Raw genomic sequence first — 13,496 nt, 5'->3', positions numbered from 1 at the left:
AGGAGCGCAGCTCGATGAGCGCGGCGGATCCCGCGTTCGTGCCGGACGCCACCGTCGAGGCGACGGAGGTGTCGGTGTGGTTCGGGCCGAAGGTCGCGCTCACCGAGCTGTCGTGCTCCTTCGGGCCGGGTGTGGCCGGCCTGCTCGGCCCCAACGGTGCCGGGAAGACGACCTTCATGCGCGCCATCACCGGGTTGCTGCCCGTGAACTCGGGGCGGCTGCGCGTGGCGGGTGGCGACCCGCGTCGCGATCGCGCCGTGCAGCGCAGCATCGCCCTCGTCTCCGAGGACGAGGCGGTACCCGGCTCGGTGAGCGCGCGCGAGCTCGTGCACTACATCGCCGACCTCCATCGGGTCGCGGACAGCGGAGCCCCCGAGCGCGCCCTCGCGACGGTCGGTCTCCTCGACGTCGCCGATCGTGCCGTTGGGAAGTTCAGCAAGGGCATGCGCCAGCGCACGAAGGTGGCCGCCGCGCTCGTCACCGACCCCGACGTCCTGGTGCTCGACGAGCCGCTGAACGGCGCGGATCCCGTGCAGCGGGCGAACCTCATCGAGCTCTTCCGTCGCCTCGGCGCCGAGGGCCGCACGGTCATCGTGAGCAGTCACGTGTTGCACGAGGTCGAGCGCCTGGCCGACCGGGTCATCGTCGTGATCCAGGGCCGCCTCGCGGCGGCCGGCAGCCATCGCGCCATCCGTGACGCGATGGATGACCGACCGCGTCAGGTCCTGATCCGGGCCGACGGCGCCCGGCGTCTGGCCGCCGCGCTGCTCGACCTCGACAGCGTGGCCGGGGCGTCGGTGCGTGACGGCGAGGCGGTGATCGCCACCAACCGGGCGCGCGACGTGGCCGTCGCCCTGCCGCGCATCGCGCGTGAGATGGGCATCCGCCTCACCGAGGTCCGGCCGCTCGACGACTCGCTCGAGAGCCTGTTCCGGGAGCTCGTGCGATGAGTGAGCAGAGCGAAGCGGAGGCGCGCAGCTCCCGTGCCCGCAGACCCGCGATCGCGGTCACCGGGTTCGCGCTGCGTGCGTGCTTTCCGCGGAAGCGCCGCTGGGGCCTGCTCCTGCCGTGCGCCATGGCGATTCTCTTCGGCCTGCTCGCCCGGACCGACCACGGCACCGCGTCCGAAGGCTTCGCCCGGGTCGCGGACCACGGCCTGTTCGGCTTGCTGTTGCCCATCGCGTGCCTCGTCATCGGTGACGCGGTCATGGGCGCCGAGGTTCGCGCCGGCACGCTGCCCTTCACGTGGCTGTCACCGGTTCCGTTCCGGACGATCGCCGTCGCCCGTTGGGCCGCCGGCACCCTCGTCGCGTGGGTGACGATCGTCCCCGCCTTCGCCCTCGCGGCCGTGGTGGCCGGAGTACCCGAGGCGGCGGCGGCTGCGGCGGCGGCGACGGTCGTTGGTGCCTGCGCGTATGTGGCGGTGTTCGTGCTCCTCGGCTGCGCCACCCGGCGCGCGACGGTGTGGTCGCTCGGAGTCGTGCTCCTCGGCGAGAGCCTCGTGGCCACTGCGCTCGTCAGCGTCGCCCAACTGTCGCCGCGCTGGCTGGCGTTCGCGGTGTTCGGCGGGCTCACCGACGTCCCCTCCGACCTCGTGCGCGACGGCCTGGCCCGAGGGTGGGGAGCAGCGGCGCAGCTCGTGGTGATCACGCTCGTCTGCCTGACGCTGTCGGGATGGCGGCTGGGGCACCTGCGGCTCAGCGGCTCGTCCGACTGAGCGCGTCGGGCGCGCCTACGGTTGACCGGTGAGCGGCAGCCCTTGATCGACGTCGAGCGAGCCCGCGCGGACACCCCTGGCTGCGGCCGCGTCGTCCATCTCAACAACGCGGGTGCGGCGCTCGCGCCCCGCCCCGTGCTCGAGGCGATGATCGGGCACCTCGAACGGGAAGCCGGCATCGGCGGGTACGAGGCGGCCGAGGAGGCCGCGTCGCGCGTCGAGCACACCTATGACGCGCTCGCGAGGCTCATCGGCGCGGAGCCGCACGAGATCGCCGTCGCCGAAAGCGCCACCCGCGCCTGGGACATGGCCCTCTACGCGGTCGGCCTGGGGCCGGGCGATCGGGTGCTGACCGGCCGCAGCGAATACGTGAGCAACGTCATCGCGCTCCTGCAGGTGGCCGCCCGCACCGGGGCGCGCATCGAGGTCGTCGACGACGATCAGCACGGTCAGATTGACGTGGATGCGCTTCGCACGCGCGTCGACGACGACGTGAAGCTGATAGCGCTCACCCATGTTCCCGCCAACAACGGACTGGTGAACCCGGCGGCGGAGGTGGGCCGGATCGCGCACGATGCCGGCGCCCTGTTCCTGCTCGACGCGTGCCAGTCGGTGGGTCAGCTGCGGGTCGACGTCGACGAGCTGAGATGCGACATCCTCGCCGCGCCGGGGCGCAAGTTCCTGCGCGGGCCGCGCGGCACGGGTTTCTCCTATACACGGGCTTCGGTCATCGAGCGACTCGAGCCGCCGCTGCTCGACGTGCACGCGGCGCGCTGGACGGCACCCGATCGTTACGAGTTGCGCGACGACGCCCGTCGCTTCGAGAGCTGGGAGTCGAACTACGCGGCCAAGATCGGGCTCGGTGTGGCCGTCGACTACGCGCTCGAAGTCGGGATCGAGGCCATCGAGGCGCGGGTGTCCGGGCTCGCGGCCCGGCTCCGGACCGAGCTCGCCACCATCCCCGGCGTGGCGGTGCACGATCGTGGCCGGCGGCTCTGCGGCATCGTGACCTTCTCCGTCGGGTCGCTACCGGCGGTCGAGGTGCGCCGGAGGTTGCGGGAACAGGCGATCAACACGTGGGTCGCCTGGCACGAGCACGCCCTGCTGGCCGGCCCCGACGGCCCGCCGGGCGACCTGGTCCGGGCCTCAGTGCACTACTACAACACCGACGACGAGCTGGGCGCCCTCTGCGACGGGGTCCGGGGCCTCGCTCGCTGACGCGGGTCGTAGGGTCGGCTCAGCTCGGGGCGGCGGTGCGCCGGGCCACCGACACCCGGTACGCGCCCGAGCGGGCGTGGAGGATGGGGTCGGCGGTGAGCTCGATGCCGTCGGGGACGCGCGTCGGGTCGAACACGAGGATGTCGCCGTCGCGTTCGCGGTCGAAGGCGAGGCCGGTGACCTCGACCCGGGCGATGCGCACGCGGGTGCGTCCCTCGGGCCAGACGGCGGTGGGATCGTCGACCGCGTCGTCTGCCTCGGCGAGCTCGAGCTCGAGATGAAACCCGGCCGGTGCCGTCGCGAGGCGATCGGCCAGCTCCTGCTGCAGGTAATCGGGATCGCGCGCCGCGGCCTCGTCGTCGCTGATCGACGCGTCGCCGTCGTCGGGAACGAGGTGCCAGCGCGCATGGCGGGACGACCCGTCGGCGGCGACGAACTTGAAGGCGTGGATGCCGTGGTAGGTCAGGCGGGCGTAGCTCTCCGGCATCGGGGCCGTGATCGCCGCGGTCACGGCCGGCACGGTCTCGGGGTGCGCGGCGAGGAACGCGCCGACCTTCTCCATGTCGAGCTGGCCGGTGGCCGGATCGGGCCGGCGCGCCTCGTTGAAAGCCAGCAGGTCCTCGGGTGTGCGCACGAAGAACGTCGGCAGGCTGAGCCCGACGATGTCGGTGGTGCCCCCGGCGGGCAGGTAGACCTTGACCGCGACACCGCGCCCGTCGCGGGTGCCGTCGGGGACGCCGGGGTCGCCGTTGCCGTTGGAGAAGCGCACGTGGGCGCGCAACCGAGCTCCCTGGAGGTGCTCGGCCCGGCTGAGCTCGGCGGCCGCGGGCGTCGCCGTGAACGTTGCCGCGCACAGCATCCCCTTGGCGTGCGCGGCACGGTGACCCGGGTGGGTGCCGTACATCGTGTGGAGAGCATCGACGAGACGATCGCTGAGATCGGCCACGATCGGCGAGCCTAGGCTGTTCGGCCGGGACAGGCGGCTACCGTTTGCGATCGTGCTCGTGCGACGCGTCGTCCCGGTCGTCCTGGGCACCCTGCTGCTCGCCGCCGCGTGCTCGAGCAGCAACGGCGGCGCGGCCGGGCCGACCACGAGTGCGGCATCTCGCCGCGGGGGAGCGGAGATCTTCTTCCCGGGGTACAAGAGCGACGTCTACGCGTCCGTCGAGCACTGGCTCTGTCGCCCCGACCTCGTCCGAAACCGCTGCGGCGGCGACCTCGACGCGACGGTGGTGGCGGCCGACGGCACGCTCACCCCGGAGCCGTTCGTCCCGGCCAAGCGGCCGGCATTCGACTGCTTCTACGTGTACCCGACCGTCCGGCTCGGTGCCGAAGGCAACGCGGCGTTCGACGGCAAGTACACGGAGGAGACCTTCACCGTCCGCACCCAGGCCGCCCGGTTCGGCAAGGAGTGCGGGATCTACGCACCGCTCTACCGGCAGCGCACGCTCACGGCCCCCTCCAACGCCAACGTCGATTACAGCGGGATCGCGTACGCCGACGTGCTGGACGCCTTCCGCTACTACCTCGGCCACCTCAACGGAGGACGGCCGTTCGTGCTCATCGGGCACTCGCAGGGCGCCGGCCACCTGCGCCGCCTCATCGCCGAGGAGATTGACCCCAACCCGAAGCTGCGCGACCGCTTGATCTCGGGCCTGCTGCTGGGCAGCGCGGTCGGCGTGCCCGCCGGGAAGGACGTTGGCGGTTCGTTCAAGCACGTTGCTGCGTGTCGCGCATCGTCCAACGTCGGCTGTGTGATCACCTACTCCTCGTTCCGCTCGACGTCGCCGCCCCCGGCCGACTCGCTCTTCGGACGCGTGCGGGAGCCGGGCCAGCGGGCGTTGTGCACCAACCCGGCCAGCCTCGGTGGCGGCAGCGGCCCGTTGGTGTCGTACTTCGACGCGAGAGACACCGCCCAGCTCATCGGCCGGGTGTTCCGCGTGTTCGCCGCGGGCGTCGCCAACCCGCCTGCGATCTCCACGCCATTCGTCGCCCTGCCCGGCCTCGTGTCGTCGGCCTGCGTCGACGCAGGCCCGTTCTCATACCTGCAGCTGACCGTGCATCCCGATCCCGGCCCTCGCGTCGACGACATCGGCGGCGACCTCACCGCGCAATGGGGGATGCACCTCGTCGACGTCAACGTCGCGCTCGGCAACCTGATCGATCTGGTGGGCCGCCAGGCGAAGGCCTGGCGGGCGGCGCACTGACGCGCAGTCAGGCCGGACGCCGCTCGTTGAGCTCGAGCGCGTTGTCCCGCAGGATGAGGCGCTGCGTCGCGTCGTCGAACGCCTTCAACTCGACCGCGTAGTCGAGGGGCTGCGCCATGCCCTCGATGTGGGGCCAGTCCGAGCCGAAGATCACCCGGTCCGCGCCCATGAGCTCGACGACCTCGTTGACGTCGTCCTCCCAGAACGGATTCACCCAGATGTGACGCCGGAACGTCTCGACGGGGTCCTCGGCGAAGAACCCGGGCAGCTTGCGGGACGCGGAGCGCAGCTTGCGGAACAGATCGCGCAGGAACTCCGACCCGTTCTCCACCGACGCGATGCGGACGTTGGGGAAGCGCGCGAACAGCCCGTCGAACACAAGAGAAGCGAGGAAGTCGTAGATCGCCCGCTCCATGTTCAGCATCTTGACCGACGGCCGGTTGGCGCCCTCGAAGGTGGCCGCGAATCCATCGGGCGCGTAGCCGTTGGAGGGGTAGCCGCTGTCGCCCGCGTGGACCACGACGGTGATGCCGGCTTCGTCGACGCGCGCCCAGAATGGATCGAAGGCGGGGTGCGCCGGCGGGAGCTGCCCGCGTGCGGTGGTCGGCGCCGCAGGCCTCATGCAGACCACCCGGGCGTCGTCGGCCAGCGCCCGTTCGAGCTCTCCGACGGCGGCGTCGATGTCGGCGAGCGAGATGTACGGCGCGGCGAAGATGCGATCGCGGTAGTTGCAGCCCCAGTCCTCCGACAACCAGCGGTTGAAGGCGCGGTACATGATCGCGACGCCCTCGGGATCGTGGGCCAGCAGCTCCTCGTAGATCATCCCGAGCGTGGGGAACAGCCAGATGCGGTCGACACCCTGGTCGTCCATCACCCGCAGCCGCGCGTCGCGGTCTCGGTACTCGGGACGAATGGGCTCGCGGACGGCGAGGTACTCCTGCGGCCGCCTTCCCGACGCGTTGCCCCGGAAGTACTCGGCCAGCGCGCCCGCCTTGGCCACCGGGTCGAACGTGGGGTTGACGACGGCGCGGCTCACGCGTCCGCCGATCACGTGGTACTTGCGGCCCCCCACGTCTGCCCACTGGATGATGCGAGGCCCGAGTTTAGGGTCGAGGTGACGGGTGAACGCGTCGAGTGCCTCGTAGTAGTGGTTGTCGGCGTCGAATGCACGGTCGCTCACCCCTCCCGTCTACCACGGGCCGGGCGCGGCCGGGGCGGGTGCGAGGATCACGGCCATGGACTGTCTGCTGGTTTCGCACACGCACTGGGACCGAGAGTGGTACCGCACGTTCCAGGCGTTCCGCGCCCGGCTGGTCGACACCGTCGACCGGGTGCTCGACCTCCTGGCGGCCGACCCCGGCTGGCGGTTCCTGCTGGACGGCCAGTCGGTGATCGTCGAGGACTACCTCGACGTCCGTCCCGGTAGGCGCGCCGAGCTCGAGGCCGCGTGTCGGGCGGGGCGGCTCGCCGTCGGGCCGTGGTACGTGCAGCCCGACTCGCTCCTGCCGTCGGGTGAGGCGCACGTGCGCAACCTGCTCGAGGGCCGGAGGGTGGCGGCGACGATCGGAGCGGCCTCCCGGGTCGCGTACACGCCCGACTCGTTCGGCCATCCCGCCCAGCTCCCGCAGCTGTTCGCCGGGTTCGGGCTGGGCCCGTTCGTCTACTGGCGCGGCAACGGCGCCGAGATCGACGCGCTCGGGCCCGTGTACCGCTGGGTCGCGCCCGACGGGACCGCGGTCGTCGCGCACCATCTGGCCGAGGGGTACTTCGCGGCGTCGTCACTTCCGCAGGACACCGACGCCGCGGTGGCCCGGCTCACGCGGCTCGCCTCGCGCCTGGCTCCTGACGGTCACGGGCCGGTGGTGCTGATGAACGGCATGGACCACTCGCCACCCGACACGACGACCGGCGACGTCGCACGCGCGCTCGCGACGGCGACGGGGTGGACGGTGCGCCGCGGCCTGCTCGACGATCTCGACGTCGTCGCGCCGGACGGGCCCGCTCCGACGTTCACCGGTGAGCTGGTGGGTGCGCGGGTCGCCAACCTCCTGCCCGGCACCTGGTCGGCGCGACTCGGGTTGAAGCGGCGGAACCGCGACGCGGAGGCCGGGCTCGAGGGATGGGCGGAGCCGTGGGCTGCAATAGGCAGGCGGCTGGGTTGTCCCGACGAACGGCCCGCGCTCCGGCGCGCGTGGCGGGCGTTGCTGCAGAACCAGGCACACGACTCGATCTGCGGTTGCTCACAGGACCGCGTGCACGAGCAGATGGAGGCGCGCTATTACGAAGCCCACGAGCTCGCCGGCGAGACGACCGCGCGCGTGCTCGAGCGCCTGGCCGGTCTCGGCGCCGAGCGCCGGGTGCCGTGGACCAGCGAGCTCGACATCGCCGTCTTCAACCCCTCACCCCGCGTGCGCACCGACGTGGTGAGGTTCGAGCTCGACGGCTTCCCGCTCTACCAGGTAACCCAGGCCGGTCTCGACGTGCACCCGTTCGCGCTCGCGTCGTCGGCGCACCACGGCTTCGTCGTCGACGGCGCGCCCGCCCGGATGGTCGTGACGGACAGCCCGCACCGGGTGCGGATGCTGACCGAGAGCCCCGCGGTCGACGTCGAGTTCGTGGCGCGTGACATCCCCGCCTTCGGGTGGCGTCGGTACCGGCTGGCGCCCGGCCCCGCCGCTCCGGACGAGCACGACGGTGGCCGCGACATCGGGTGGGGCGGCGTGGAGGTGAGCGCGGCCGACGACGGCACGCTCGACGTTCGGCTCGGGGATGCGCGCTTCACCGGTCTCACGGCCGTCGAGGATCGCGGCGACCGGGGCGACACCTACGACTTCGACCCCGTCGGCGGTGACCCCGGCGCCGCGCTGGCCTCGACGCGGGTCGACCGGTACCGCCACCCGGCGGGCATCGAGCATCTTGTCGTTACGCGGGTCTTCGACGTTCCCGCGCGCCTCGACGAGTCGCGGGCGGCTCGATCGAGCGAGACGGTCGGGCTCACGATCGTCACCGAGGCCCGGGTGATGGCCGGCGTGGAGCGCGTCGACCTGCGCCTGCGCGTCGACAACACCGCGCGTGACCATCGCCTACGCCTGCTGTTCCCGACGGGGCGGCCGGTCGCGCGCTTCACCGCCGCCACCACGTTCGACGTGACGACGCGCGAGTCGTTGCCACCCGACGACAGCGCGTGGGTCCATCCCGCGCCGACGACGTTCCCCCAGCAGGGCTGGGTGGCGGCCAACGGCCTCGTGGTCGTGGCGCCCGGTCTCTACGAGGCCGAGGTGTCGCCCGACGGCACGATCGCGCTCACGCTCGTGCGGGGCCTGGGCTGGTTGGCGCGCATGGACCTCACCACCCGGCCGGTTCCCGCGGGCCCGGGCCTGCCCGCGCCCGGGGCCCAGTGCCTCGGCCCCGTGCACGCGGCGCTGGCGCTGGTGCCGGCGCCGGATCCCTCGCTCGCACGCGCGGTCGAGCTCGGGCTGCGCGCCGTCCCGGCGGGGCCGGCCGGCCCGTTGCTGGCTGCGGGCCGGTCGTTGCTGACGCTGTCGCCGGGTGCGATTGTCTTGTCCGCGCTCAAACCGGCAGAGCGCGGCGACGGCATCGTGCTGCGGGTGCTCAACCCGACCGACGAGGTGGTCGAAGCGGTGGTCGACCTCGGCTTCGCGGTGTCGGCCGTCCGGCCGGTGCGCCTCGACGAAGGCCCGGCGGACGACGGTGAGGTCGCGCTCGAGGGCGACCGCATCCGTCTCACCGTCGAGCCCCACCGCCTGCGCAGCGTGCTGTTGGACTGAGGGCTGAAACCCGAAAGCGTCAGTCGCGCTCGTAGCGCCAGCCCGACGCGACCATCCAGAGCCGGTGCCGCGGCCCCGGTCCGTGGAGCGGGCCCCCGTCGTACGCGACGTCACCTTCGTAGACCGCGACCACGCCGTCGTCGACGCGTGAGAAACGGGTCTCGAAGCGCTCCGGCTCGTGGCTGCGGGCGTCGAGCAACGCGGCCGACAGACCGGGCGAGCGGGCCATGCGGTGGAGCGTGATCCACGTCGGCGGGGCGAGGTCGATCTCACCGGCCTCGCGACGGGCGATGGCGTCGGCCGGCCGCATCCACGTGTGGTCGTGGATCTCGCCGCCGTCGATCGTGATCACCGGCGTGACGGCGGGGCACGGGGCGAGGAAGAACCACGTGGCGAACCGCTTCGGCGAGATCGGCGGCGCGGTCCAGTGCGAGAACGGCACCAGATCGGCCTCGTCGAGCACGAGGCCCGCCTCCTCGGCCGCCTCACGCACCGCGGCGCGGCGGGCGGCGGTCGCCTCGTCGTGCGGCGCTTCCGCCAGGTAGTCGCCCGGGTCGATGCGCCCGCCCGGAAACACCCACATCCCGCCGGCGAACTCGAGCGCGGTGTTGCGACGGATCAACAGCGTCTCGAGGCCACCGTCACCGTCGCGGGCGACGATCACCGTGGCTGCGGGGATCGGCGACGGGCCGGGCGGGTTCGAGGATGTTGTGTCCGCCACGGGGCGAGGCTATGACCTCCCGCATGAGCGGGCACGGCTCCGACGCCCAGGGACCCGCCGATGAGGTGCGAGTCGAGCGCGTGGGTGAGGTCGCGGTGCTCACGCTCGACCGTCCCGACCGGCTCAACGCCTTCACCGGTCGCATGGGCGCCGCGCTCGGACGCGCCTACGCGGCGTGCGACGGCGACGACGGCGTCCGCGCAGTCGTCGTCACGGGTGCGGGGCGCGCCTTCTGCGCGGGCGCCGATCTCGGCGGCGCCGGCGACACCTTCGCCGCGCCGGGTGAGGGCTTCACCGCCTCGCCGGTCCGGCCCGCGGCGTGGGAGGTGCGCAAGCCGGTGATCGCCGCGGTGAACGGTCACGCCGTCGGCATCGGCCTCACCATCGCCATGCAATGCGACATCCGCGTCGTGGCCGAGGACGCCACCCTCGGGTTCCTTCACGTGCGGAGAGGTGTGCTCCCCGACATGCATGCCCACTGGACGGTGCCGAGGGCCATCGGGTTCGCGCGCGCCACCGAGCTGCTCCTCACCGGCCGGACGTTCTCAGGACGCGAGGCGGTCGATCTCGGGATCGCGTCCCGGGCGCTTCGCGCGCCCGATGTCCTCCCGGCCGCGCTGGCGATGGCAAACGACATCGCGGTGCACACCGCTCCGCTGTCGGTCGCGCTGAGCAAGCGGCTGCTGTGGTCGGATGCGGATCGCGACGCGGTGGGCCGGATGGAGACCGAGTTCCACCGCTACGTCATGGGCGCGGGTGATGCGCGCGAGGGCGCGTCGGCGTTCGTGGAGCGACGCCCGCCGCACTGGCGGCAGCGGGTGCCGGGCGACTGGCCTCAGGGCTTGGACTGAGGCGCGCGCCGCCGGGCCCGTAGGGGGCGAGCGCAAACTTTGGTTCCACCCGACGGGTGTTTCTGTCGAAGGGGATGACGGACGGGGAAAGGTCAACCGGCCAAAGGGCGTTGGCCCGGAGGGGTTGGCGAGCCGCCTTCCCCCGTCCAACCGGCATTGTCGCGCCCTGGGTCGTCGCGCGGCCGGACCCTCAGCCGGCCGGCCGCCGCCCGGTCAGCGCGCGCCCGACGAGCACGCCGATCGGTACGGAGATCGCGGTCCAGGCGAGGATGAACGCAAGGATCCTCATGCGGGTGACGTCACCGACCGTCCGTGGCCGTCACTCCGGCCTGAGTCGATCGCTTCGTGGCCACCCGACGTTCCCCCCGCCCTTCGATCGCGTCGCTTTCGCGTTCGCGCTCACACGCAACGTACCCGACCTCGCCTGCAGAGTCGAACTTTCGCGTCGCGCGCGTCGTCGCATCCCGGTGGACAGAGACGCGTTTGGCCACGATGCTCACACGGAGCGGGTCCGTCGAACCCGCCGACAGGGAGGAGCAGCCGGGTGCACGAGCCCGATCCGGGCACCGTCCGCGCTGCCGCGGACGGAGACCCGGTCGCGTTCGAGGAGCTGGTCCGCGCCTATCAGGCCCAGGTCTGGCGCTTCCTGCGGCACCTGCTGGGCGACGCCGCGTTGGCCGAGGACGTCACCCAGGAGACGTTCCTGCGGGTGTTCCAGCGGTTGCAGACCTTCCGGTACCGGTCGCGCTTCTCGACGTGGGTGTTCCAGGTCGCCCGCAACGCGGGAGTCGATGCGCTCCGGGCCCGGGCCCGTCAGGAGCGTCTGGCCCGCCTCGTGCCGCCGCCGAGCGTGGTGGCGGGCGCGGACAGCGGGGCCGACATCGTCGCCGCGCTCAGCTGTCTCAGCGTGAGGTTGCGCGAGTCGCTGCTGCTCGTGGAGGTGCTCGGCCTTCGCTACCGCGAGGTGGCGCAGGTGCTCGGCGTCCCCGAGGGGACCGTCAAGAGCAGGGTCGCACAGGCTCGTCAACGCATGGCCGCGTGGCTGGCGGTCGGGGAGCGGGCAGATGAGATGTGAACGCGTCCGTCTCCAGCTCTCCGTCGCGCTCGACGAGTCGTTGACCGACGACGAAACCGCCGCGCTGCGCGCTCATGTGGCGGGGTGCCCCGGGTGTGCGGCGCAGGAACGGGTATGGCGAGACGTGCGCCGCCAGCTGCGTGTCGAGGTCGTCGGGGAGATGCCCGACGTCGCCCCGCGCGTGCTGCATGCGATCTCCACCACGACCGACACGCCCCGCCGACCCCACCGGCCGCGTCGGTCTCGCCGGCGAATGGCGTGGCGGCTCGTGCCGGTCCCGTTGGTTGCGACCTTCGTCGCCGGTGCCCTGATCGGCGCCGGCATCGTGGCGGTGAACCGTCCCGCAGAGGTGGTCGCCGCCGACCTCGGCGCGCGTGTGCTGGAGGCCCAACGCACCCTGGAGACGCTCGCCGCCGACGTTCGTATCGTCGAGCGCGGCTGGCACCCCGACGTAGCGACGCGCACGTTCCGGGGGACCCTGCGCTACCGGGCGCCCGAGTCGGTCGGTCTGCGGATGACCGACGAGACCCGCTACCCGTCGTCGCGCTGGCGCGCCAACGACACCGACCTCGTCATCACCGAGGGACGGTGGTGGTCGCACGGGCCGGGCGCTTGCCCGGTGCAGCTCCAGCCGGGGTGCTCGCTCAACCAGCCGCGCCTGCGTGCCCTCACCCGACGGGAGCCGTTCGCGGAGGACAGCCCGGCGCCGCTCGACGTGGTCCTGCCGGCGCGCAGCTTCAGCGTGCCGACGGGCACGACCCGACTGCAGACGGGCACGGTGGCGGGGCGGTCGGCGATCGGCTTGCGCACGACGGTCGCCGAGGTGACACCGATCCTCAGCGGGCTGCGGTCGGTCGGCAACTGGCGCGAGCTCTACCCCGGCGACGACGTGGAGGTGTGGCTCGACAAGGACCACCTCGTGCCGCTCGAGCTCGTCGTGCGGCCGACCACCGATGCCGTGCGCCGCCGTTGGGCGGCCGAGCGCGGGTACCGCGACCCGCCCGGCCGCGTGCTGCTGAAGGTGTCGTTGTCCGGGGTCTCGGTGAACCGCCGGCTGCCACCGAACAGCTTTCCCTCCGCGCCGAACGACGCGCCCACGCGCGACGCGGGCTTCGTCGCGCGATCGGTTCCCGCGACCATCGTGCCCGTCCCCTCCCACGTGCCCGCCGGGATGCGCGCTTACCGGTCGGGCATCGTCACGCCACCGGGCGCGACCGCCGTCGGCGTGCGCACGTGGACCGACGGGCGGTCGTGGGTGAAGGTGCGTGCCACGCGTGCGTCGACCGACGGTGCGCTCTTCGACGACCTGGGCGACGTCGTGCGCCCGGTGCAACTCGGCGAGGCCGGCGTGGCGTACCTGGGTGAGCGAGGTGATCGCGTCGCGCTACACGGCCAGGGCATCGACGTGGTGGTGGAAGGAAGCGTCGACGAGACCGACCTTCGCGCCGTGGCCGCGTCGCTGGGCGTGCACGGACTGCCCGTCTCCGGCGCGTGGGCCGCGGCGGGCACGGGCACGGTCACCGACGCGACGGCCGTGCTGCCCGGGCTGCTCGTGGTGTCGGGCCTGGACGGCTTCCGCGCGCCGGGTCTGCGCATCGACGACCGGGTGGTCACGCTCGACTACGCCGGCGCCGGCGCCCGCGGGTTCCGTCTGACCGAGGCGCCGGGAGACACCCTCGTGCCGCCGCTCGACCCCGACGTGCGCGGTGTCGAGGTGCGCGACACGGTCGGGCGCTACCAGCCGTCGACCGGAGAGCTCGAGTGGGTGGAGGCGGGCATGGTCATCAGCCTGCGCAGCACCACCCTGGCGCTCGACGAGCTGCTCGGCGTCTCCGACCATCTGCGCGGCCCATGACCGAGCACCGCAGCGAAGCGAGGAGCGCAGGTCCCATGTGGCAGATCGGTGCAGCGTCCGAGGA

General features: G+C 72.6%; 11 protein-coding genes. 8 read left to right on the top strand and 3 right to left on the bottom strand.

What is annotated here, in order from left to right; all coding sequences use genetic code 11:
* Positions 1–14: 14 nt before the first annotated feature.
* Genes E6G06_13375 through E6G06_13365 form a run of 3 tightly spaced genes read left to right on the top strand, consistent with a single transcriptional unit; the run spans position 15 to position 2,935 of the window.
* A complete protein-coding gene (locus E6G06_13375; protein TML90189.1) occupies positions 15–950 on the top strand; it encodes an ABC transporter ATP-binding protein in 936 nt (311 codons plus the stop codon).
* Positions 947–1,717, top strand: a complete 771-nt coding sequence (locus E6G06_13370) for a hypothetical protein (protein ID TML90188.1) — start codon at positions 947–949, stop codon at positions 1,715–1,717. Before E6G06_13375 ends, E6G06_13370 begins: the two co-directional genes overlap by 4 nt.
* A gap of 42 nt (positions 1,718–1,759) precedes the next feature.
* On the top strand, positions 1,760–2,935 hold the full coding sequence (locus E6G06_13365; GenBank protein ID TML90187.1) for an aminotransferase class V-fold PLP-dependent enzyme: 1,176 nt from the start codon (positions 1,760–1,762) through the stop codon (positions 2,933–2,935).
* 19 nt (positions 2,936–2,954) lie between these two features.
* On the opposite strand, the gene E6G06_13360 is transcribed toward E6G06_13365, so the two are convergent.
* Entirely contained in the window at positions 2,955–3,881 is a 927-nt protein-coding gene (locus E6G06_13360; protein ID TML90186.1) for a catalase family peroxidase, read from the bottom strand.
* On the opposite strand from E6G06_13360, the gene E6G06_13355 reads away from it, so the two are divergent.
* Entirely contained in the window at positions 3,829–5,142 is a 1,314-nt protein-coding gene (locus tag E6G06_13355; GenBank protein ID TML90185.1) for a DUF3089 domain-containing protein, read from the top strand. The two genes, E6G06_13360 and E6G06_13355, sit on opposite strands and share 53 nt — an antisense overlap.
* A 7-nt stretch (positions 5,143–5,149) precedes the next feature.
* On the opposite strand, the gene E6G06_13350 is transcribed toward E6G06_13355, so the two are convergent.
* Positions 5,150–6,322 carry an amidohydrolase gene (locus E6G06_13350; protein ID TML90184.1) on the bottom strand — a complete coding sequence of 391 codons (1,173 nt, stop codon included), beginning with the start codon at positions 6,320–6,322 and terminating at the stop codon, positions 5,150–5,152.
* A 55-nt stretch (positions 6,323–6,377) separates the two neighbouring features.
* Between E6G06_13350 and E6G06_13345 the strand changes: the two genes are divergently transcribed.
* Positions 6,378–8,930, top strand: a complete 2,553-nt coding sequence (locus E6G06_13345; GenBank protein TML90183.1) for a hypothetical protein — start codon at positions 6,378–6,380, stop codon at positions 8,928–8,930.
* A 19-nt stretch (positions 8,931–8,949) separates the two neighbouring features.
* Here the strand turns inward: E6G06_13345 and E6G06_13340 are convergent, their stop codons facing one another.
* Positions 8,950–9,609 carry an NUDIX domain-containing protein gene (locus tag E6G06_13340; protein ID TML90223.1) on the bottom strand — a complete coding sequence of 220 codons (660 nt, stop codon included), beginning with the start codon at positions 9,607–9,609 and terminating at the stop codon, positions 8,950–8,952.
* 65 nt (positions 9,610–9,674) lie between these two features.
* Between E6G06_13340 and E6G06_13335 the strand changes: the two genes are divergently transcribed.
* The 3 genes from E6G06_13335 to E6G06_13325 are packed head-to-tail and all read left to right on the top strand — an operon-like array spanning position 9,675 to position 13,432.
* Positions 9,675–10,502 carry a crotonase gene (locus E6G06_13335; protein ID TML90182.1) on the top strand — a complete coding sequence of 276 codons (828 nt, stop codon included), beginning with the start codon at positions 9,675–9,677 and terminating at the stop codon, positions 10,500–10,502.
* A complete protein-coding gene (locus E6G06_13330) occupies positions 10,411–11,577 on the top strand; it encodes a sigma-70 family RNA polymerase sigma factor (GenBank protein TML90181.1) in 1,167 nt (388 codons plus the stop codon). The genes E6G06_13335 and E6G06_13330 overlap by 92 nt, the downstream gene beginning before the upstream one ends.
* Positions 11,567–13,432 (top strand): zf-HC2 domain-containing protein, encoded by a 1,866-nt coding sequence (locus tag E6G06_13325; GenBank protein ID TML90180.1) that lies wholly within the window; start codon positions 11,567–11,569, stop codon positions 13,430–13,432. The genes E6G06_13330 and E6G06_13325 overlap by 11 nt, the downstream gene beginning before the upstream one ends.
* Positions 13,433–13,496 lie beyond the last annotated feature (64 nt).

It is taken from the genome of Actinomycetota bacterium (assembly GCA_005888325.1).
Classification (GTDB): domain Bacteria; phylum Actinomycetota; class Acidimicrobiia; order Acidimicrobiales; family AC-14; genus AC-14.
This window is presented reverse-complemented; position numbering and strand designations above follow the sequence as displayed.

Coding starts and splice junctions, on each gene's coding strand:
- E6G06_13375 (TML90189.1), top strand. CDS start 15: ATGAGCGCGGCGGATCCCGCGTTCGTGCCGGACGCCACCGTCGAGGCG.
- E6G06_13370 (TML90188.1), top strand. CDS start 947: ATGAGTGAGCAGAGCGAAGCGGAGGCGCGCAGCTCCCGTGCCCGCAGA.
- E6G06_13345 (TML90183.1), top strand. CDS start 6,378: ATGGACTGTCTGCTGGTTTCGCACACGCACTGGGACCGAGAGTGGTAC.
- E6G06_13335 (TML90182.1), top strand. CDS start 9,675: ATGAGCGGGCACGGCTCCGACGCCCAGGGACCCGCCGATGAGGTGCGA.
- E6G06_13330 (TML90181.1), top strand. CDS start 10,411: ATGCGCGCGAGGGCGCGTCGGCGTTCGTGGAGCGACGCCCGCCGCACT.
- E6G06_13325 (TML90180.1), top strand. CDS start 11,567: ATGAGATGTGAACGCGTCCGTCTCCAGCTCTCCGTCGCGCTCGACGAG.